The following is a 22,627-nucleotide window of genomic DNA, read 5'->3' on the forward strand; positions in this document are numbered from 1 at the left end:
TTTAAAAGAGACTGATTTATATCGGTCTCTTTTTTTATACCTTTATCCCAATGGAAAACCAAACTCAAATATTCGGTATAAGAGCTATTATTGAAGCTATTAATTCAGGGGAAACTATTGATAAAGTATTTCTTCAAAAGGGACTAAAAGGTGAACTATTTAGTGAATTAGAGGTTATGTTAAGACAAAATTCTATAAACTCTTCTTATGTACCTTCTGAGAAACTAAATAGACTTACTAAAGGAAATCATCAAGGAGCTGTTGCTCAAATATCTCCAATAGCATTTTATGACATGGAAACATTGGTTCTTGATGTTATTGAATCAGGCAAAACACCTCTGTTTTTGCTTTTAGACCAATTGAGTGATGTCAGAAATTTTGGTGCTATTATTAGAACTGCCGAATGTACAGGTGTAAACGGTATTATTATTCAAAAAAAAGGTGGTGCACCTGTAAATGGTGATACTATAAAAACTAGCGCTGGTGCTGTTTTTAAAGTACCTATTTGTAAAGTAGACCATATAAAGGATGCTGTTTTTTACATGCAAGCTTCCGGTATTAAAGTTATTGCTGCAACAGAAAAAACGAATGATACCTTATATGATGTTTCATTTATTGAACCATGTGCCATCATTATGGGATCGGAAGGTAGAGGCATAAACCCATCGATTATTAAGGTCGCCGATGCAAAAGCTAAATTACCATTATTAGGTGAGATTGAATCTTTAAATGTATCAGTAGCTTGTGGTGCGTTTTTATACGAGGTCGTAAGGCAAAGACTTTCTTAGATTAATCTTTGTTTTCCTTATAATTGTAATTTATTGTAGGTTCCTCCTCCTCTATTGATTCTATATGTTCAATAAAATTTCCGTTTTCATCAAAATGCTTTAAAAACGGATCATCATCTTCATTATAATTTTCTTGTTCCCAAACATACTTTTTAGGTTTCGCAATTTCTTTTCTAAAAAATAAAGCAAATAGTAAACCTGTAATTAAACCTGCCATATGCCCTTCCCAAGAAATACCCTTTTCAATCGGAAGGGTATACCAAATCATACTTCCATAAAGAAAAACAACCATTAATGATAATGCAATGAGCCTATAATGTTTAGCAAAAACCCCTTTAAAAAAAGTAAAACTAACCAAAACATAAATTAATCCGCTAATGCCAATATGGTAGCTTGGTCTCCCAATACCCCAAGTAATAAACCCAGATAATAAAATACCGAAAAAAATGACTTTCCAAGCTATGTGCCTATAGAAATAGAACAACGACATAGACAGGACAAATAATGGAATGGTGTTATGGTAAATATGCTGTATATCGCCATGAATAAATGGGCTTAATGCAACACCTCTCAAACCTTTAAGAGTTTGGGGATAAATGCCGTATTTACTAAAGTTATATCCAAAACGAACTTCTACCCAAAATACCAACCAAATTACTAGTACAAAAAGTACCGGGTAAGCTACTACCCCTGTTGAAAACTTAAAATGCTCTCTCTTGTTCATTAAACTAAAGGTAACAAATAGTTATCCAACTTTTGTTTATGTGCTAAAATGGCAGATAGATGCGTGAGCGATTGAAGCAAACTACCGTGTAGTGCGGAAAGCGCGACCCAAATTTTATTTGGGGGACGCCCAAAACTTAAATAAATTACTTTAATTTTACGATTATGAACGCCAATGAACCACTTGCAGAACGATTACGACCCAAAGTTTTAGAAGACTACGTGAGTCAAACCCATTTGGTTGGCAAAAATGGTGCATTAACGCAGCATATAAAGCAAGGTTTAATCCCTTCGATGATATTTTGGGGACCACCAGGAACTGGAAAAACTACGCTTGCCAATATAATTGCAACAGAATCTGGCAGGCCTTTTTACACTTTAAGTGCCATAAATTCTGGAGTAAAGGATATTAGAGATGTTATTGAAAAGGCAAAACAAAGTGGTGGTTTGTTTACTACAAAAAACCCCATTTTGTTTATTGACGAGATTCATAGGTTTAGTAAATCGCAACAAGATTCGTTATTACAAGCCGTAGAAAAAGGTTGGATTACACTTATTGGGGCAACCACCGAAAACCCTAGTTTTGAGGTTATTTCGGCACTTTTATCGCGGTGCCAAGTTTATATTTTAAATGCTTTTGACAAAACCGCTTTAGAGGTGCTTTTAAAGCGCGCTATTGAACATGATGAGTATATATCGAAAAAAAAGATAAAGCTTAAAGAAACCACTGCCCTTTTAAGGCTCTCGGGTGGTGATGCTAGAAAACTACTGAACATTTTTGAGCTGATAGTAAACTCTTACGATTCTGACTCTATAACTATCACGGATGATGACGTATTACAGAAAATACAAAATAATACGGTTCGCTATGATAAAACGGGTGAGCAGCATTATGATATTATTTCGGCATTTATAAAATCTATTCGTGGTAGCGACCCCAATGCTGCTGTATATTGGCTAGCACGCATGATTGAAGGTGGTGAAGATGTAAAGTTTATTGCACGTCGTATGCTAATATTAGCGAGCGAAGATATAGGAAATGCAAATCCAACCGCTTTAGTGATTGCCAATAATACATTCCAAGCTGTTACTGCCATAGGCTACCCTGAATCTAGAATTATTTTAAGCCAATGCGCTACTTATTTAGCATGCTCACCAAAGAGTAATGCCGCTTATAAAGCTATTGGTAACGCACAACAATTAGTTAAGGAGACAGGTGATTTAAGTGTACCGCTAGAAATTAGAAATGCACCCACTAAACTTATGAAAGAACTAGGGTATGGCGATAATTATAAATATGCACATAATTACGATTTAAACTTTGCAAGTCAAGAGTTTTTACCCGAAGAAATAAAAAATCAAAAACTATACGACCCCGGAAATAATGTTCGAGAAAATGCACATCGCGAATTTTTAAAACAACGGTGGAAAGATAAATATGGCTATTAGAAGCTTTTAGCTAAAATTAAAACTTAATGTTTAAAATTTCTTGGTTTAAGGTGTTTCCAGAATAAAATTCTAGAATCCAGTCATCTCCTTTTTTATAAATGATAGCACTTGTATTTTCAACCAAAAACACATCTTTTAAGTTGGTGTTTTTGATTCTATAAACCACTTTGGGAGAACTATCAACCAATTGAAATCCTTGTTCTATTTCTTGTGCGTACAAAATATTAGATGAACCTTCAATAATATTTTCTGAGGTTTGCTCAACTTCCTTAACTGGTTTAGTTTCACTTTTAACTGGAGTTTCCACTATTTCTTCTTTAATCTCAGCAACCTCCGCCTCTTTTTCTTTTTTAAGTTCTTGTATTTCCTGTTTCAACTGTTGTATTTCTTGAGTCACTTCGCTTTTAACGGCAGTATCTGGCTTTTTTGAAGTAGCTACTTCACCAGTTGGTTTATACTCATAATTTATAGTTTCAAAAGACTTAAAAGCATCACGAAGTGCTAAATTATAAGCCACTTTATATTCCTTTTCTCTGCTCTCTCCTACTTCCGAAATGAAAACAAGCTTGTCATTACAATCTTTTAGCTGAACCGTTAATTTAGTTTTAAAAAGTCCTGAATCTTTTTTAACATTCGATTTTAAAGCTAAGCATCTGTTTGTTGTTAAATCCTCAGGATAATCTTCACCTTCAAAAAGGGTTTGAAAACCATATTTTTCGAACAAAAATTTTGTCAATGAATTTAATTGATATTGATCATTTTCTTTTAAAAAATCATACGTTTTAGGAACTATAACATATTTATAATTGTTTAAACCTGATTGTGAATATGCAATGGAAGCTATAAAAAAAGCAATAAAAAGCGTGAGAAATTTGGTCTTCATTTTTTAATTAAATATAAAATTAACAGTACTTGTAAATATACAATATTGCGATGGTTATAAATAGTTTTTAAGTTGAATTAAATTATCGATACGTTTAACATTTGCATCAACAGACTTGTTATTAATATCAAAAAAAACAGCATCCATTCCGATGTTTTTTGCTCCTAGAATATCGGCTTCATAACTGTCTCCAATCATAATACTTTGCTTTACATTAGTATTTGCTTGTTGTAATGCAAAATTAAAAATAATAGGATTAGGTTTTTTTACACCCACCATTTCAGAATTTGTAATCGTTTTAAAATAACAATTTATGTTAGAACTCGTCATTTTTTTATGCTGTACCTCATCAAACCCATTGGTAATAATATGCAAATTATAACGAGCACTTAAGTAATCTAAAATTTCAAAGGTGTTTTCAAATAAATGATTAAATTTTGTGAGATGCTCAATATAATCCTCTGATAACTTATCAATCAAATTCGCATCAATTGTATAACCAATAGCAGTGAAAGCGTCATTTAATCTTGCAAAACGTAACGCACTTTTTTTTATCTTTTCTTCGCGATACAATCTCCAATACTTTAAATTTATTGGAACATATTGAGATAAAAAATCATCCAGATTAATATTCAAATTATTAAGCTCAAATATTTTCTCAAAAGTTAATGCAGAGTTCTTATCAAAATCCCAAAGCGTATGGTCTAAATCAAAAAACACATCCGTTATCCCATTAATCTTCATCTGCAGAATCTAAAATAATATTAAACAACTCCTTATATCCATCCCATCTAGTATCGTTGCTAAACGTATAATTATGAAACACAGGCACAAACTCGCCTTCCACTTGTTTTATTTGGTGAATCACTTCATTCAATATTTTCTTTTTATCAAGTAACGATTGGTGTTTTAATAGAGCATAATCCATGAGGTGATATGAATAAATCTTAAGTGGTGTTTGTATTTCGTAATCCAGATCGTAAAACAAAAACGGTGTACAAGAACCCGCTCGAAAACCAACATAATCTACATATCCCATAGTATAATCTTCAAGAATTTCTAACTCTATGAGATTTCTATACGATTCAGGTAAATTAAGTTTTGAAAATGATTGTCGTGAAGCATGTAACGACGTTTTTAAAATATCTTCCATTCGTAACTTTTCTTTTTTAAGAATACTTATATCGTCCAATGCAAAGTAAGATGCTTTTAAGCCCACTGTGCAATAATCTGCCACATGTTTTATAAGTGATACGAACTTCTTTTTATTAGGGTTTATTCCTTTATCAAATGTTGAAAAATCACCAATTAAAAAAAAGAACAAAAATTTAAATTTAGAAGTTTTTTGACGGTTAATAATATACTTAAACGTATCAAAAGGATCATGTAGAAACCCAAGAATTACCATAAACCTTAAGTATAGACTCCTAAATTTAAACGTAAAAAGGTCTTTAACAGTACCTCCAAAGGTTCTAATAATCCCTTTTAATTTATAGCTGTAAGCACTAGGAACATCTATAATTGGTTTTATGCTATAGGCCCTTTTAGGAAAATCGAAATCTGGAAAATGATTTTGTAGTGCCTTTTTAAACTTAAGTGCCCAAATATCAACCACTGGTTGGTGCAAAAACCCCTTCTTATAAGCTAAACTTTCAGTGGCTGTAAACCTTCCAAATTCATCTTTTACGTGTGGCAAATATTCCTCATAACGGGATAACAAATAAAAAGCTGCGGAAAATATATCGTATGGAATGGCACTTTTATCACCGTTGTAAAAAAAGCATTTGGTGTCCTCCCAATCATGCATATGAATTTCAATATCGTTTAATCCTTGTTCAAACAAAATGTCATGACTTTTTATAAAAAACTCATTACTAAGTTGTTGCTTGGTATAAGACATTTTTAAAGAATCGTGCGCAATAAATTCTTCTATTATAGTAGTAAAACTTACTTCAATTCCTAAAACTCGTGTACATATATGCTTAAATACATATTTTAAACGAGGTGATATTTTATGCGTGTAAACTAAAAGCATTATAGGATGGTTTCATCGGCAAAACTAAAGTATGCTTTTTCTGTGATAATTAAATGGTCTAGAACTTTTATATCTAAACTTTGTGCAGCTTGTTTTAATTTTTGTGTTATCTGTTTATCGGCTTCACTCGGTTTTAAAGTACCTGATGGATGGTTATGTGCTAAAATTAAACCTGTGGCGCCTACTTCCAATGCTGTTTTTAACACCAAACGTACATCGACCAAAGTGCCTGTTATTCCACCTTTACTTAATTGACTTTTTTGAATGACTTTATTAGAATTATTTACATAAATAATCCAAAATTCTTCATGGTCAAGTTCCCCAATAACTGGTTGCATGAGTTCAAAAACTGCTGAACTTGAGGTTATTTTCTTTTTCTCCAGCGCTTCTTCTCCCCTTCGTCGGCGTCCCAATTCTAGAGCGGCAACTATAGTGATGGCTTTGGCTTCACCAATGCCTTTAAATTCCATAAGTTGCTTAATAGAAAGCCTTCCTAAATCGCTCAAATTATTGTTAGAACTCGCCAAAATGCGCTTACATAAATCTACAGCACTTTCCTCTTTATTGCCAGAACCAATTAAAATAGCAACCAATTCTGCATCGCTTAAAGTGGCTTTGCCTTTGTTGAGTAATTTTTCACGTGGTTGATCGTCTTGACTCCAGTTTTTTATCGAAAATGACGATGGTTTTTCTTGCATTGGTTAAAGATAAATATTGTAAATTAGAGAAGCAATAAAAACTTTAATCATGAAACCACTTAAAAAAGAAGATATAAGTCAGGAAGTTTTTGATTTATACGATTATTATGCCCATAATAAAATTGACAGACGTCAATTTGTTGAGAAATTATCGGTGTACGCCGTTGGAGGTGTTACAGTTTCCTCATTATTGAGTTTTATAACTCCAGATTACATAAACACCTTAATGGTTAAACCTAATGATGAACGCTTAAAATCTGAATATATAGAATATGAATCGCCTAAAGGTGGTGGTACTATAAAAGGTTTATTGTCGATGCCTGATGGAACTACTGGCAAGCTACCAGGAATAGTAATTGTACACGAAAACCGCGGACTAAACCCATATATTGAAGATGTTGGAAGACGCGCTGCTCTTGATGGTTTTATAACATTAGCTCCTGATGCATTGTCGCCATTAGGTGGCTATCCTGGTAATGATGATGAAGGTCGTGCTTTACAACGCCAACGGGATAGGAACGGGATGCTTGAAGATTTTATTGCAGCTTTTGAATATTTGAGCAAGCATGAGAATTGCGATGGTAATATTGGAGTTGTAGGCTTTTGCTTTGGAGGTTGGATATCAAATATGATGGCTGTAAGACTACCAAACTTAAAAGCTGCAGTGCCTTTTTATGGTGGGCAACCGTCGGCCGAAGAAGCTGCTAATATAAAAGCTCCTTTATTACTACAATTTGCCGAATTAGACACACGCGTTAATGCTGGTTGGCCAGATTATGAAACGGCTTTAAAGGCTAATAATGTAGAATATAAAGCGCATTTTTACGAAGGTGTGAATCATGGGTTTCATAATAACACGACGCCTCGATATGATGAAAAAGCTGCCAATTTAGCTTGGGAACGTACTATTGCTTTTTTTAAGGAGAAGTTGAGGTAGCTTATTTTGAAATAAGGATTTTGAAAAAAATTCGATTAACTTTAACATTTTTTATATTAATCATTAAAGTGATTTTCTACATTAAAAAAATTATATTCAATTATGTTCCTTCGAATAGGACAATAATAAATCCATGTAGAGAAATTAAACCTATAATAAAGCATGAAATATTTTTACAAACTTTTTTCCTTAGTATTAATTACTTGTCTTTGTAGCTGTTCTCAAGACGGTAATGAACCTAAACCTATATTCAAATTGTCGTCAACCAATACTTTTATAGGTGACACATTAACGGTAAGCGGCAAAAATTTAGATCAAATAGTAAATATTAGAATATTTAATGAAGATATTGATCCTGTTTACAGTGACTTAGCAAATTTGATTTCTAAAACTAATACTGAAATCAAATTTATTGTGCCAGAGATGTATAACGAAAAAGCTACAATTTATTTTGGTTCCAATTTGGAATCAATTGATATTGAATTGTTTGGTTATATCCCTTTTTCATATCAAAATAATGGTACAATAATCCGAAATGCACAAATAGATCAAATACTAGATGATGATATCGCTTACTGCTATCATAGAAATTGGAGTCAAAGATTTAAACTTTATGACTACTACAGCAAACTAGAAGGTTTACCTCCTCTGAATAGAGCTAATAATAGCTTGTATTATTATGTCGAGGAAAACATTGGATACCATTTAGTTAGCAATGGTACAAGATTTCAAGTATTTTCATTCAATGATAAAATAGGTACGAGAAACCTTGAATTCAATATGAGTTATGAAGATCTAAATCAGCCTCTTTTTGTCAGAAAAATGGAATTTGTAACCAATAATTTAGCCTATATAATGACTAATAATTACGAAATCTTTCAAGTAATCGATGGAGTGGTGATGGCTTTTAATGATTTATATCCGCAATTAAATAATATCCCTTATAGTTCTTTTAAAGTTATGAATGACGATTCAATAATTCTTTTTTCTAATGAACAGAATTATATCATAAAGTTAAAAAACGGGGAAGTAAATCAGATTAATTTTGCAGAGAATGCGGGTCACTATGATAATTTTATAAATGTTTACATTCACCCTACTTTTTTTAATAATGAAGGAGGATTTTATTCAAAAACAGAGCATAAAATTTATAAAAGTGTTGACTATGGTCAAACATGGAGTGCCTATGATGTTAATTTCGCTTATGATGAGAATATGTTTATCCAATATTTAGGGGGAAATCAGTTTATTTTACATAGATATTTAATTAGCCCTAATAACATTGATTTGAAATCTAAATATATAAGTACAGATAATGGCAAAAGTTGGAGAAGAATATTTCACTCATCTAGTGATTATGGTGGATATATAAGAATGCATGATGAATATGGGTTCTCAGGCACACTTAGCTATGGTCTGGTAAAGTTTAGAAGATTTCCCAATGGTTTTTAATTTATCTTTAATTTTTCAATATAAACTTACTCTAAATTCCATAAGTTGACTACAATATGTCAATATAAATGGTAAACTCATTTAAGGAATCAAAATCCAAGCTTGCGGTCATTCCGCATATGATGAGAAATCCATTTAAGAGCCTACATATAATGTTTGACAAGCCATCAACATTAGAAATAATTTCATGGATTTCTGCTTTCTCAGGAATGTCAGAGTTATTCTATTAATCCTTTTACCTCATCAAAATCTAAACCTCCATAATTACCCGAACTCATTAAAAGCAACGCTTTATTATCAAAGTTTTGTGAGAACAAGAAATTTTTAAAATCATCGGGGTTAGTGTATATAATTAAATCGTCACGCTCAAAAGCAGTGGCAATCTGCTCGTGAGTAACTTCCTTTAATTTTTTAATCTCAACCGCATGTGGCGAATAGAAAACAACAGCCACATCGGCAGCATCTAGAGCTCCTTTGTACTCTTTTAAAAACTCAGCATTTAAACTACTATAGGTATGTAATTCTAAACAAGCCACTAAAGCTCTGTTTGCATATTGCTCTTTAACCGCTTGAGTCGTGGCTTCAACTTTACTAGGTGAGTGTGCAAAATCTTTATAAGCGACACTTGTTTTACTTTCGGCAATTTTTTCTAGGCGTTTACTTGCACCTTTAAAGGTTGCAATCGCTTCGTAAAAATCGTCTTCATCAATACCCATATGCTGGCAAATCCATTTGGCGCCTGCTAAATTATTGAGGTTATGCTTTCCGAAAACTTCAATTGGAAGCGCTCCTTCTGGGGTATCTAAAAGGGTTTGCCCGTTTTCAACTGTGTATTCTGGTGTTCTATAAGCTAGTTTTCTAATCGTATTTTCACTAGTCTCAACCACACGTTTTACTTCTGGGTCTTCTTCGTTATAATTGATACTTCCGCCACTTACAATACTATCAACAAAAATACTGAATTGCTCAACATAATTCTCGTAAGTTGGAAAGACATTAATATGATCCCACGCAATCCCACTTAATAAGGCAATATTAGGTTTATAAAGGTGAAATTTTGGTCGTCTGTCTATGGGTGAACTCAGATATTCATCGCCTTCAAGCAGAATAAAATCGTTGGTTTCGGTGAGTTTTACCATCACGTCAAAACCTTCCAACTGCGCACCAACCATATAATCAACATCTCTATCATGATAATGCATCACATGTAAAATCATGGAGGTTATAGTCGTTTTTCCGTGGCTTCCACCAATAACTACGCGGGTTTTATTCTTGGATTGTTCGTACAGAAACTCAGGATAGCTATATATTTTAAGCCCTAATTCTTGAGCTTTTAATAACTCTGGATTATCAGCTTTGGCATGCATTCCTAAAACAATAGCATCTAAATCGGACGTGATTTTTTCAGGAAACCAACCGAAAATTTCAGGTAATAAGCCTTTTGCATTTAAGCGCGATTTTGAGGGCTCAAAAATGGTATCGTCACTTCCGGTTACTTGGTATCCTTTGTTGTGTAGTGCTAATGCCAAATTATGCATAGCGGCGCCTCCAATGGCTATAAAATGTACGTTCATAAAACAAATATCAAACTCCAAATATCAAATTCCAAATTATTTGTTGTGAAGTTTTGCGTTAGGGATTGAGGCACGTGTTGGAGCTCGCCCGATTTTATATCGGAAGCGACTGACGAAAGCCCGACCCGAGGGGTAACGCCGAAATATTACATGTTAAGAATTTTGTCCTTTTCTTGCTTAAAAGGCTTAATTTTAGGAAGTTCAGCTAGCGCCAAATCTATATACTTTAAGGCTTCGCTTTTGTTTTTTCTATGCAAGTTTATTTGCGCCAAACGGTAGTTTGCCCAAGCTTTTGGAACACCATCTTCGGGCGAATAATTTTTTAAATAGGCTTTTAAACACTCCTCGCCTTTATCGAGCTCGATGTTATATTCGGCAGCCACTTTACCTATTTGATAATGCAAAGCATTGCGTTGGTGTTTATTTTGTGCTTCTTCAATGTTTTTAATGGCTTTTTGGGGTTGGTTTTTACTTTCGTAAAGTTTGGTGAGTTTTTCAAAACAGATTAAGGAGCCACCAACTTTTATCGCCATTTTATAATATTTTTCCGCCAATTCGGGTTGGTTATCATATTCATAAATATAGCCTTTAGCCAAATATCCATCTACTTTTGAGAGGTTTTCTAACTCTTCGGCAAAATATAAGGCTTTGCTTGTACTTCCTCCAAAAATCCCAGGCAATTGCATATATAACTCAACTAATGCCCAACGTGCATCAATATGATTTTTATCTAATTCGGCTGCTTTTAAAAACGAAGATTTTATGTCGCTTATTAACCCAATAGCTTTAAATTTATTTTCTAAGGCTTTCATACCTAAAGCGCCTCCATATTTATAGTGGTAATTTGCTACATCGGGTGTGGACTTTACTAGTTTTTTATATTGGGTAATGGCGTCATCCCATTTTTTTTGATGCCCGTAAGCATCTCCTAAAAGTTCTATTACTTCAAGATTATTGGGATTAGTCTCAAGGAACTTATTTAATACAGTTTCGGCTTTTGCAAATTCTTTTTTTTCAAATAGCCGAGAAACATCATCAAGGTTTTGTTGCCCAAAAACTATGATTGGAAATAGAAGTAAAATTAAAAACTTGTTCATATCAATTTGGTCGAAAAAACAAAGTTAAACTTTATAGTTCACTTAAAAAAAACCTAACTTCACTCAACCAACGAAACCTTTTACTAATTTATTGTTTTTTTGGAACGGCTTTTGAAAGTATTTTTATGACAAACTTAAACACATGAAAAACGCTCTACTTTTTTTAATGATTATACTTTTTGCAAATTTTTCACAGGCTCAAAACGCCGATTATGATGATTTATGGACTAAAGTTGAGCAGTTTGAAACTGAAGGTCTTGTTCAATCAGCTTTAAAAACTGTTGAAAACATTTCTCAAAAAGCTTCAAAAGATAAAAACCATCCACAGCTTATTAAAACCATGCTTTTTAAAAGCAAGTTTGCTCTGGTTTTAGAGGAAGATGCACAATTAAAAATCATCAAAGATTTTAAAAAGCAAATTGAATTAAGCGAATTCCCTACTAAAAATGTGTTAGAAAGTATTTTGGCTAATTTATATTGGCAATATTTTAATCAAAACCGATGGCAGTTTTATAACAGAACCAAAACAACTGAAAAGGTAGATGCTGAAGATTTTAGAGCTTGGGATTTACAAACCTTGTTTGATGAAATTCATTTACATTTTCAAAACTCTTTACAAAATGGACTCATACTTCAATTAGAACCATTGAGCCATTATGATGCACTATTAAACCTTCAAAAAGACTCAAAAATTTACAGGCCGACCCTATTTGATTTTTTAAATCATGAAGCTTTAGCGTTTTATAAGACTAATGAAACCAATATTACAAAGCCAGCTTATAAGTTTGAAATTGACAACCCTGATTTTTTAGGAGAGGTGGTGACGTTTTCTAGTTTAAAAATTGAATCTAAAGATTCTACATCATTACAATTAAATGCGCTTAAAATTTATCAAGATTTAGTGCAGTTTCATTTAAAAGACAAAGAACCATTTGCATTAGCGGATGTAAACATTGAGCGATTAAAATTTATAAATCAGCATGCTACATTTAATGATAAAGAAACTCTTTTATTACAAGTTTTAAAAGCTGAAAGCAGCAAAATTAAATCACATGAAGTTTCTGGTTTGTATGATTTTGAAATAGCTTCGTTGTATTATAATCAAAGCCAAAAATACCAGCCCATCAGCAATGAAGAACACCGTTGGAAAGCCAAAGAAGCTATAGAGATTTGTAATGCCGTAATTTCTAAATTCCCTGAAAATACGGGTTCTGAGAAATGTAAAGTACTAAAACAGCATATTGAACAACAAACGCTTCAAATTACAACCGAAGACTATCTTCCTATCCAAAAACATGTGCGTTTGTTGGTGCGTTACAAAAATTTAAATTCACTACAATTTGCCATCTATAAATTAAATAGAAATCAGTTAGAAAAACTCAATAAATTATATAGAAAAGAAGAACAGCACTTTTTTATAAAAAAGTTAGAGGTTGATAAAAATTGGGAAAACACTTTGCGAAACGAAAATGACTATCAAACTCATAGTACAGAGGTTTTAGTTCCTAAACTAAATAACGGAACTTATTTGATTTTTGCATCCGTTAAAAACGATAAAGAAACCTTTGCGTTTTCGACCATCCAAGTAAGTAATTTGGCTTTGGTGGAAACTGAAAGCAACAAGCGCAAAAGTTTTCAAATTATTGACAGAAATAATGGAAAACCTATCACTAATGCCAATGTAGAGCTTAGTTACTACGAAAATAATAGCAGGAAAACCATTAAAGAAACCCATAGGACAAATATTTATGGAGAAATAATCATTGAAAAAACTACAGGTCGCTATAGAAATGTGTCTGCCAAAGTTCAATATGGAAATGACACAGCCTATTTTGGAGATTACTATATAAATCAATATTACCAACAAGAAAAAGAAAAGGAGACTTATAAAGCCTTCATTTTTACAGATAGAAGTATTTACCGACCAGGACAAACCGTTTATTTTAAAGCCATTGCTATGAAAACTAAAAATGGCAAAACGGAGGTTGTAGCCAATGAGTCTGTTTATGCTGCACTATACAATACGAATGATGAAGAAATTAAAGAGCTTGAATTTAAAACCAATGAATTTGGCTCAGTTTCAGGTGAATTTATTTTACCCAATAACGGGCTGAATGGTCAATATTACATTGAATTTGATGGTGATGATGAAGATTTCTATACTGAACATTACTTTTCTGTTGAAGAATATAAACGTCCAAAATTTGAAACAAAATTTACGCCTATTACTGAAACTTTCAAAGTTAACGATTCGGTTACAATAAAAGGCAATGCTTTGGCATATGCTGGAAGTAATATTACCGATGCCAAAGTGGTATATCGGGTTCATAGAAAAGTACAATATCCACGCTGGTATTATTGGTATCGTCCGTGGTTTCAAAGCGAACCACAAGAAATCACGCATGGTGAAACTATAACCAACGAAAAAGGTGAGTTTGAAATCACGTTTAAAGCCATTCCCGACCAAAGTGTTGACAAAAATAATTTACCCATTTTTAATTATGAAGTAACTGCTGATGTTACCGATTTAAATGGCGAAACCCGAAGCGCAACTACCATTGTGAATGTTGGTTATCATGCTTTAGTGGCAAATATCACCGTTGATAACGTTTTAGATAAAACAAATAAAGACCATAAAATTTCAATCGACACCAAAAACCTAAACGGTGAATTTGTTCCTGCAAAAGGCACGATTAAAATTTACAAATTAAGTGCACCAACCCGTGTTTTAAGACCAAGACCTTGGGCGACACCCGATTATCAAGATTTTTCCGAGGAAGCTTTTAAAAACCTATTTCCACATGATGCTTATACCGATGAACATAACCCGAATAACTGGGAGAAAGGCGATTTGGTTTTTGAAAAAGAATTTGATACCGAAAAATCAAAAGAAATTGAATTAGGCAAAATTAAAAAATGGCAATCTGGTACGTATATCATTACCTTAGAAAGCAAAGATAAATTTGGACAATTGGTTAAAGATGAAGCTAAAACAACCTTGTTTAGTGATAACGACAAAACTTTGGCTGATAATCAACTGTTTAGTATAACAACTAATAAACCAAGTTATAAAATAGGAGAAACAGCTATTATAACCTTAGCATCGGCTACTGAAAATTTAGAAGTCACCGTCAAAATTGAAAAAGACCATAAGATTGTAAAAACTGAAATTATTCAGCTTAAAAACAATAAAAAAACCATTTCAATTCCCGTAGAATCCAAAGATTTAGGTGGTTTTGCGGTGCATTATAGTTATGCGGCATATAATAGTTTTCAATCAGCAACAGAAATCATTGCGGTGCCTTACCCTAAAACCGAACTCGATATTGAAACCGCAACCTTTAGAGATAAACTACAACCTGGAACAGATGAAACTTGGAGTTTTAAAATTAAAGGGCCACAAGGCGACAAAGTAAGTGCTGAATTATTAGCCAGTATGTATGATGCGTCGTTAGACCAATTTAAGCCACATACTTGGAGTTTTAACCCAACTGTAACCCATACATATTCTTCAAATAATTATAGCAACGGAAACAGTAGTTTTGGCACTAAAAACTTTAGAGTTTATAATGAACGAAATAACGTTCGGTATCCGCAACAATATTATGACCAACTTAATTGGTTTGGGTTTAGTCTCAACTTTAATAAATGGCGGTATGATAATTATGTTAAATCTTTAAGGTTAAAGTCAGAATCAAAATATGATGATTCTATAAAAAAAGGCTTTGTATCAGGAACTGTTTTTGATGAGCAGGGAAACCCTTTACCCGGAGTTTCAGTTATTGTTAAAGGAACTACAAGAGGCACGTCCACAGATTTTGATGGTAATTTTAGTATTGAAGCTTCAAAAGATGAAATTTTGGTAATGAGCTATGTTGGATTTGTTTCAAGACAAATTAATCTTAACAAGAATAACGTTTTAAATATTTCTTTAGCAGAAAGTGTTGAGCATTTGGAGGAAGTTGTAACAGTTGGTTATGGGGTTTCAAAAGAAAAAAGATCTCTAAATGCCACCATATCAAATGTACAATATGATTCAGTTGGTGAAGAAATGGAATTAGATGAGGAAATTGTTGAAGGAGTTGCCTTTGCTTCTTATCCTAATGGTCCAAAGCGTGAAAAAGCAGAAAACGAGTTTGATACAAATGGTATTTTAATCCGTAAAAACCTGCAAGAAACAGCCTTTTTCTTTCCGCATTTACAAACCGATGAAGCGGGCAATGTTAGTTTTAGTTTTACTACGCCTGAAGCATTAACCCAATGGAAATTACAATTATTAGCACACACCAAAACTTTAGAAAGTGCTACTAAAACTTTAACTACTGTTACCCAAAAAGAGTTGATGGTGATACCAAACGTACCTCGTTTTTTGCGACATGGTGATAATATAACCATTAGTACAAAAATTGCTAACCTGACTGAAAAACAACTTTCTGGTCAAGCTGTTTTAATGTTAACGGATGCGATTTCAGGAAAGGAAGTAAACGCAAAACTGAGTAATTCAGAAAATAATAAAACGTTTACTGTTGATGCTAAAGGCAATACACAAGTGTCTTGGAGTTTATCAATTCCTAATGATGTGGATGCGGTCCAATATAAAGTCATTGCAAAAGCAGGTGATTTTAGCGATGGCGAACAAAATGCACTACCAGTTTTATCAAACAGAATGTTAGTTACCGAAACATTGCCCATGTGGATTCGCTCAAACGAAACAAGAACATTCACTTTAGATAAGTTGAAAACTAACACCTCAACAACTTTAAAACATCATAAACTAACACTGGAAATGACATCCAATCCAGCGTGGTATGCGGTTCAAGCACTTCCGTATTTAATGGAATATCCATATGATTGTAATGAGCAAACATTCAGCAGATATTATGCGAATGCCTTAGCAAGTCATATTGCAAATTCAAACCCAAGAATTCAGGAAGTTTTTAATCAATGGAAATCTCAAGATGCCTTACTAAGTAATCTTGAAAAGAATGAAGAATTAAAGTCGATTTTAATTCAAGAAACACCGTGGCTTCGTGATGCACAAAGTGAAACCGAACAGAAAAAGCGCATTGCCTTGTTATTCGACTTAAATAAAATGAATAATGAATTGCAAACGGCTAATCGTAAACTTGAAAACAATCAAATGTCCTCTGGAGCTTGGGCATGGTTTAATGGTGGACGCGAAAACCGATACATCACACAACATATTATTACTGGTTTTGGTCACTTAAAACAACTAAATGTGAATACAGAAGTGAGTTCTAAAATGATTTCAAAGGCAATCAATTACCTTGACACTGAATTCATAAAAGAATACAAAGACATCAGAAAATACAATTCTAATGTAGATTTAAACAAAGACCACTTAAGCTACACACAATTGCATTATTTATACATGCGAAGCTTTTATCCAGAAGTTAAAAAATCGAAAGAAGTTGAAGACATTATAGAATATTATCAAACTCAAATACAAAAATATTGGTTATCTCGTTCCTTGTACTCAAAGGGTTTAATGGTCTTAATATCCCATAGAAATAACAATGAAAAAACAGCTTCAAAAATTTTAAAATCGCTTAAAGAAACAAGTATTACTTCAGAAGAATTAGGGATGTATTGGAAAGAAAATACAAACTCTTGGTTTTGGTATCAAGCACCCATTGAAACTCAAGCTTTAATGATTGAAGCATTTGCAGAAATTGAAAACGATACGAAAACCATTGACAATCTGAAAATATGGCTACTAAAAAATAAACAAACTAACCGCTGGAAAACTACCAAAGCAACCACCGAAGCAGTTTATGCCTTATTACTTCAAGGAAGTGATTGGTTGAGCGTAACCGATATGGTTGATGTGGTTTTAGGCGGACAACAAATAGAGCCTTCAAAACTAGAAAATGTAAAAGTAGAGGCTGGAACGGGTTACTATAAAACAGCATGGAATGGTTCTGAAATTGAACCTGAAATGGCTGACGTAAAACTCACCAAAAAAGGTGATGGTATTGCTTGGGGAAGTTTGTATTGGCAGTATTTTGAAGATTTGGATAAGATAACATCTGCCGAAACCCCTTTAAAGTTGAAGAAAAAGTTATTTATAAAAAAGAATACAGATACTGGTGAAGAAATTACCGAAATAACAGAAACCACAAACTTAAAAGTAGGTGATTTAGTAAGGGTTCGTATTGAGTTACGAAGCGATAGAAACATGGAATTCTTACATATGAAAGATATGCGAGCATCTGGATTGGAACCTGCAAATGTATTATCTCAATACAAATGGCAAGATGGTTTAGGCTATTATGAAAGCACAAAAGATGCCAGCACAAATTTCTTTTTCGATTATTTACCTAAAGGAGTTTATATATTTGAATACGATTTGCGTGTGAATAATGCCGGTAATATGAGTAATGGAATCACTACAATTCAAAGTATGTATGCGCCTGAATTTAGCAGCCATAGCGAAGGTAAAAGAATTCATATTAATTAATATATTTAATTATTAACTTTAACTCAAATCTATTTAGCTACATGAGCCAGTTAGTGAACTTAAAAAATACTTTGTCTATTCTAATTTTAATATTAGTTATTTCTTGTGTGTCACAACAAAAAGTTGTTACTGAAAAACCTGAAGTTGAAGCAACACCGAAACTTATTTTTATAAATTATTTGATAAAAAACAATTTAAATGATGACAAAACCAAAAGTGTTCGATGTATTAATACAATTATTACTGATGGAGCGCTAAAAAAAAATAACAACAAGTACCTTGAAGAAGGAAATTCAGGTGATTTAAACTGTCGACAACTCGATAAAAATTCGAACGTATTACAAAGTGTAATTATCAAAAATCCGTTAGTCAAAACGTTTGAATATGTTGACGAATCAAATGAATTTCGACTTAAAACTGTTGAACTAGATAGTGTTGAGTTCTCATTAAAATTAAAACTAGAACCAAATGCTGCTTATATTACCATTAGCGAATTTAGTAATGTTGAAAACAACGAAAAGCAACTCATTAAAACACCGCTAAAATTATGAAAAATCTATTACTTCTTTTTGTACTTTTTTTGAACATCAATTACAGCAATGCTCAAATTTTTGATGTAGAATCTATTAAATTTTCGGGCGATAATGACAAAAGAATTAATTTGGTAATAATAAGTGAAGGATACCAAACAACTGAATTTACAAAGTTTAAAACGGACGCCACAAATTTTTTGGATGATTTATTCATGCAATCACCTTTTGCTGAGTATACTGATTATTTTAATGCATATATTATAAAAGTTCCGTCAAACGAAAGCGGTTCTGACCATCCAGGTACCGCTACGGACGTTACAGAACCTGCTTCCCCAATTACAACCGCGGATACTTATTTTAATACTAGTTATGATAGTTTTAATATTCACCGCCTATTATATACTTTCAATACTTCAACCATTAATACTGTATTAGCAAATAATTTTCCTGAATATGACCAAGCTATAGTTTTAGTAAACTCTGATGAGTATGGTGGTAGCGGAGGCGTTCATGCCTTTACATCTACAGGCGCAAGTGCCAACGAAATTGCCATACATGAATTGGGACATTCTTTATTTGATTTAAAAGATGAATATTACCCAGGTGACGCTTTAGCTGCTGAAGCTATTAATATGACGCAGGAGACTAATACAAGTTTGGTGAAGTGGAAAAATTGGATCGGCATTAATGGAATTGGCATTTATCAGTATTTAGATGGTTTTGGGACTCCTAAACCCTGGTATAGACCTCATGAAACCTGTAAAATGCGCTATTTAGGGTTTGATTTTTGTGCAGTATGTACAGAGGGGATTATTGAAAAAATTCATGATTTGGTTTCTCCAATAGATTCTTATGCTCCCGTTTCTAATACAGTTGAAAATCCCTCTTTTCCCATTGATTTTAGCCTGTCATTAATAAAGCCTATACCGAACACTTTAGAAACTGTTTGGACTTTAAATGCGTCAAATTTTGCAAATAACATAGATGATGTTTCCCTTATTGAGACTGACTTAGTTGAGGGTACTAACACATTAACAGCTGTAACTAATGATGCCTCAACTTTACTAAAAGTGGATAACCATGAAACCATACACGTTTATACTGTTACTTGGACTATTAATTACTCCTCATTAGGTATCGAAGACATCAACAGTTTGGTTAATAATTTAAGTATTACTGTTTACCCAAACCCTACAAATGACATTGTGAATTTTAAATTTGAAAATAGTAATAATTTAGATTTAAAAATTGATGTTGTTAGTATAGATGGTAAAACACTAAAATCATTACTGGTTTCAAATTACGAAACACAACAGGTAGATATTAGTAATTTAAGCACGGGTATTTACATAGCCAATTGTTATGCTAACAACGTGCTTGTAGCTAGTAAAAGACTTGTAAAGCAATAGCTGTTTTTTTTAAGGAATTCGTTTTTTTAAAAGCAGGATTTGACCCAAATGACTTGATTGATGTTCCATAACGTGGTACCAAGACCAATGATTATTCATTCTATAACCTTCCGGAGTTTGTGCTAACCAAACATCATCTTTACCCTTTAAATACTCAAGTGTTTTTTGCCTAACTTCATCGTAAATATTTAAATAATAACTTATGGGTTTTCCTTTATGCATTTCACGGGCTTCATTACCCATAGACATTCTCATGCCCCATTCTTCCTGTTCCTCTTTATTAAACTCTCTATTTTCAAAAGTATACACCTGGTAAAATTTTTCAGTAGCGGCTAAATGCAAAACTAGAGTGCCAATGCTATTAGCATTTTCGTCTAATAGAAAATCCGTCGATTCAATATCCAAATTCTTTACAGTATTTTCAACCCTATTTTTCATGTCATTTAACATTGAAACTATAACACCTATTTGAGGTGTAAATCCCTCTTCTGATTTAATTTCGCGTTGAGCATTTATTGATATTATAAATCCAAAACAAAGTAGTATAGTTAAATATTTTTTCATAATTTTTAGTTTTTAGGTGGATATCCGGTTAATATTTTCTCAACAATGGCATTTAATCTAGCTTCTCTATTTTCTGGTGTTGCATTGGTATTAAAACTAGATTCACTTACCGCTTGCCAAAACAATTGTTTTTTATTTTCGTCGACAAAATCAATAATAATCTGTCTGTTTACATTGGCTTGACCAATAGGTAACCCAATGGAAATTCCGCCACCTACATTTCGACCTCCTCCTCCTACACCAACACCTACGGTTTGTCTTTGTGCTGATTGAAATTGGCTGCTTTTTATATCTATAAAAAAATCTGGTGTTTCGGATAAACTAAACCCTTTTGCTTGCATTTTTAAATCTAAAGCATCTAATAGTCGTTTGGTATCGAGCTCGCTTAAACCAGTTTCCATATCCGAATAGTAATTATACGTTTTGTATTGTTGGAAATTGGTTGTTTTATCGTAATCATAGTTTACATAGATTGGAGCGCAAGAAACAATAAAAAGAAAAAAGATAATAATACTTAAAAATCTCATAACTATATTTTGATATAAAGTTAATCAAAAATTATTCCAATACCTTGATTTTAATTTTGCATTGCGTTAGGGATTGAACGGTTCGACTGCGCTTTCCGCAGGCTAATTGTTTGAGCTCCCAGACGTAGAATGGAGCGAGTAGTGAAAGCCCGACCTATTTTATCCTGAACTTGTTTCAGGCACAGGTAACGCCCTATTAATTATTCAACATCTTCCACAAGGTGTCTTTAAGCTCTTTTATACCTTGCTGCGCGACAGATGAAATAAATAAATACGGAATAGGAAGTTCTTTATCCAACTCTACTTTAAGTTCTGCTTTTAACTCTTCATCTAACATATCGCATTTTGAAATAGCTATAATACGTTCTTTATCAAGCATTTCTGGATTATAACGACGTAGTTCGTCTAATAAAATATCGTATTGCTTTTTAATATCCTTTGCATCGGCAGGAATTAAAAATAAGAGAATAGAATTGCGCTCAATATGCCTTAAAAAATAATGCCCTAGACCTTTACCTTCGGCAGCACCTTCTATAATTCCCGGTATATCTGCCATGACGAAAGTTTGAAAATCGCGATATTTAACAATCCCTAAATTAGGTTTTAGGGTAGTAAATTCGTAATCTGCAATTTTTGGTTTTGCTGATGTTACCACCGATAGCAATGTAGACTTTCCTGCATTTGGAAAACCAACTAAACCAACATCGGCTAATACCTTAAGCTCCATGGTTACATATTTCTCTTCCATGGGAATACCGGGTTGCGCGTATCGAGGTGTTTGATTGGTGGAACTTTTAAAATGCCAGTTACCTAAGCCTCCTTTACCCCCTTCAACAAGTATTTTTTCTTCACCTTCATCGGTGATTTCAAAAATAATTTCATTCGTTTCAGAATCTCTTACTACGGTTCCAAGTGGTACTTCTATATAAACATCTTCACCATCGGCACCAAAGCTTCTACCACTACTACCATGTTCGCCATGACCCGCTTTGATATGCTTCTTAAACTTTAAATGTAAGAGAGTCCATAAGTTTTGGTTTCCCCTAACTATAACATGACCACCACGACCACCATCACCTCCATCTGGCCCACCTTTAGCAACATATTTTTCGCGATGTAAATGTGCAGATCCCTTACCTCCGTTTCCAGAGCTCACATACATTTTTACATAATCTACAAAATTTCCTTCCGTCATAATAAAGTTAAAAGTTATGAGTTAAAAGTTTTCTCTACTAAACCTTTACTCTTTATTTTTCAAACGTTTTGGTCTTCCTATTGCGAAGTATAATATTGGACCAAAAAATGGTAGCAATATGGCAACCAAAACCCAAATAATTTTATCGTTGCCCTTAAAATCGTTTTTTAAAATACTTATTAATGCTAATACTGGAAACAATAATATAAATATCGTTAAAACTATAAGCATTAGTTGCCAAACACCAATATTAACAAGTATTCCAAGAATTATTTTACTCAA

18 protein-coding genes are annotated in these 22,627 nt (G+C 33.1%); 7 read left to right on the plus strand and 11 right to left on the minus strand.

What is annotated here, in order from left to right:
- Positions 1-50 precede the first annotated feature (50 nt).
- Entirely contained in the window at positions 51-788 is a 738-nt protein-coding gene (gene rlmB, locus L3X39_RS10995) for a 23S rRNA (guanosine(2251)-2'-O)-methyltransferase RlmB (RefSeq protein ID WP_237231832.1), read from the plus strand.
- A gap of 1 nt (position 789) precedes the next feature.
- Here rlmB and L3X39_RS11000 read toward each other — a convergent pair whose 3' ends face one another.
- Entirely contained in the window at positions 790-1,512 is a 723-nt protein-coding gene (locus tag L3X39_RS11000) for a rhomboid family intramembrane serine protease (protein WP_237231833.1), read from the minus strand.
- Between the two features lie 164 nt (positions 1,513-1,676).
- On the opposite strand from L3X39_RS11000, the gene L3X39_RS11005 reads away from it, so the two are divergent.
- Positions 1,677-2,960 carry a replication-associated recombination protein A gene (locus L3X39_RS11005; protein ID WP_237231834.1) on the plus strand — a complete coding sequence of 428 codons (1,284 nt, stop codon included), beginning with the start codon at positions 1,677-1,679 and terminating at the stop codon, positions 2,958-2,960.
- A 16-nt stretch (positions 2,961-2,976) separates the two neighbouring features.
- On the opposite strand, the gene L3X39_RS11010 is transcribed toward L3X39_RS11005, so the two are convergent.
- Genes L3X39_RS11010 through radC form a run of 4 tightly spaced genes read right to left on the minus strand, consistent with a single transcriptional unit; the run spans position 2,977 to position 6,576 of the window.
- Positions 2,977-3,843 (minus strand): hypothetical protein, encoded by an 867-nt coding sequence (locus L3X39_RS11010; RefSeq protein WP_237231835.1) that lies wholly within the window; start codon positions 3,841-3,843, stop codon positions 2,977-2,979.
- Positions 3,844-3,897: 54 nt separating this feature from the next.
- The gene (locus tag L3X39_RS11015) at positions 3,898-4,587 is read right to left on the minus strand and encodes a YjjG family noncanonical pyrimidine nucleotidase (protein ID WP_237231836.1); all 690 of its coding nucleotides are present in this window, start codon (positions 4,585-4,587) and stop codon (positions 3,898-3,900) included.
- Positions 4,577-5,878 (minus strand): polysaccharide deacetylase family protein, encoded by a 1,302-nt coding sequence (locus L3X39_RS11020; protein ID WP_237231837.1) that lies wholly within the window; start codon positions 5,876-5,878, stop codon positions 4,577-4,579. The genes L3X39_RS11015 and L3X39_RS11020 overlap by 11 nt, the downstream gene beginning before the upstream one ends.
- The gene (gene radC / locus L3X39_RS11025) at positions 5,878-6,576 is read right to left on the minus strand and encodes a RadC family protein (RefSeq protein ID WP_237231838.1); all 699 of its coding nucleotides are present in this window, start codon (positions 6,574-6,576) and stop codon (positions 5,878-5,880) included. The genes L3X39_RS11020 and radC overlap by 1 nt, the downstream gene beginning before the upstream one ends.
- Before the next feature lie 49 nt (positions 6,577-6,625).
- Here radC and L3X39_RS11030 point away from each other — a divergent pair, with 49 nt between their 5' ends.
- Positions 6,626-7,513 (plus strand): dienelactone hydrolase family protein, encoded by an 888-nt coding sequence (locus L3X39_RS11030; RefSeq protein WP_237231839.1) that lies wholly within the window; start codon positions 6,626-6,628, stop codon positions 7,511-7,513.
- Between the two features lie 162 nt (positions 7,514-7,675).
- Positions 7,676-8,965, plus strand: coding sequence for a beta propeller repeat protein (locus L3X39_RS11035; protein WP_237231840.1), 1,290 nt, complete (start codon positions 7,676-7,678; stop codon positions 8,963-8,965).
- Positions 8,966-9,183: 218 nt separating this feature from the next.
- On the opposite strand, the gene L3X39_RS11040 is transcribed toward L3X39_RS11035, so the two are convergent.
- Both L3X39_RS11040 and L3X39_RS11045 read right to left on the minus strand, forming a co-directional pair.
- On the minus strand, positions 9,184-10,539 hold the full coding sequence (locus tag L3X39_RS11040; RefSeq protein ID WP_237231841.1) for a UDP-N-acetylmuramate--L-alanine ligase: 1,356 nt from the start codon (positions 10,537-10,539) through the stop codon (positions 9,184-9,186).
- Positions 10,540-10,685: 146 nt separating this feature from the next.
- On the minus strand, positions 10,686-11,636 hold the full coding sequence (locus L3X39_RS11045) for a tetratricopeptide repeat protein (protein WP_237231842.1): 951 nt from the start codon (positions 11,634-11,636) through the stop codon (positions 10,686-10,688).
- A 142-nt stretch (positions 11,637-11,778) separates the two neighbouring features.
- Between L3X39_RS11045 and L3X39_RS11050 the strand changes: the two genes are divergently transcribed.
- From L3X39_RS11050 to L3X39_RS11060, 3 genes are read left to right on the plus strand one after another with little or no spacing between them, the layout of a single operon-like run.
- Complete coding sequence (locus L3X39_RS11050) at positions 11,779-18,117, plus strand: alpha-2-macroglobulin family protein (RefSeq protein ID WP_237231843.1); 6,339 nt, start codon at positions 11,779-11,781, stop codon at positions 18,115-18,117.
- 41 nt (positions 18,118-18,158) lie between these two features.
- Positions 18,159-18,668: a hypothetical protein gene (locus L3X39_RS11055; RefSeq protein ID WP_237231844.1), complete on the plus strand. Its 510-nt coding sequence runs from the start codon at positions 18,159-18,161 to the stop codon at positions 18,666-18,668.
- On the plus strand, positions 18,665-20,059 hold the full coding sequence (locus tag L3X39_RS11060; RefSeq protein ID WP_237231845.1) for a T9SS type A sorting domain-containing protein: 1,395 nt from the start codon (positions 18,665-18,667) through the stop codon (positions 20,057-20,059). The genes L3X39_RS11055 and L3X39_RS11060 overlap by 4 nt, the downstream gene beginning before the upstream one ends.
- Positions 20,060-20,068: 9 nt before the next feature.
- Here L3X39_RS11060 and L3X39_RS11065 read toward each other — a convergent pair whose 3' ends face one another.
- The 4 genes from L3X39_RS11065 to L3X39_RS11080 all read right to left on the minus strand — a co-directional run bounded on the left by L3X39_RS11065 (position 20,069) and on the right by L3X39_RS11080 (position 22,627).
- Positions 20,069-20,623 (minus strand): mycothiol transferase, encoded by a 555-nt coding sequence (locus tag L3X39_RS11065; protein WP_237231846.1) that lies wholly within the window; start codon positions 20,621-20,623, stop codon positions 20,069-20,071.
- A gap of 5 nt (positions 20,624-20,628) precedes the next feature.
- Positions 20,629-21,150 carry a DUF4136 domain-containing protein gene (locus L3X39_RS11070; RefSeq protein ID WP_237231847.1) on the minus strand — a complete coding sequence of 174 codons (522 nt, stop codon included), beginning with the start codon at positions 21,148-21,150 and terminating at the stop codon, positions 20,629-20,631.
- Between the two features lie 196 nt (positions 21,151-21,346).
- Positions 21,347-22,345, minus strand: coding sequence for a GTPase ObgE (gene obgE, locus L3X39_RS11075; protein ID WP_237231848.1), 999 nt, complete (start codon positions 22,343-22,345; stop codon positions 21,347-21,349).
- 45 nt (positions 22,346-22,390) lie between these two features.
- Positions 22,391-22,627: a PLDc N-terminal domain-containing protein gene (locus tag L3X39_RS11080; protein ID WP_237231849.1), complete on the minus strand. Its 237-nt coding sequence runs from the start codon at positions 22,625-22,627 to the stop codon at positions 22,391-22,393.

It is taken from the genome of Flaviramulus multivorans (assembly GCF_021728415.1).
In the GTDB taxonomy this organism is placed as follows: Bacteria; Bacteroidota; Bacteroidia; order Flavobacteriales; family Flavobacteriaceae; genus Sabulilitoribacter; species Sabulilitoribacter multivorans.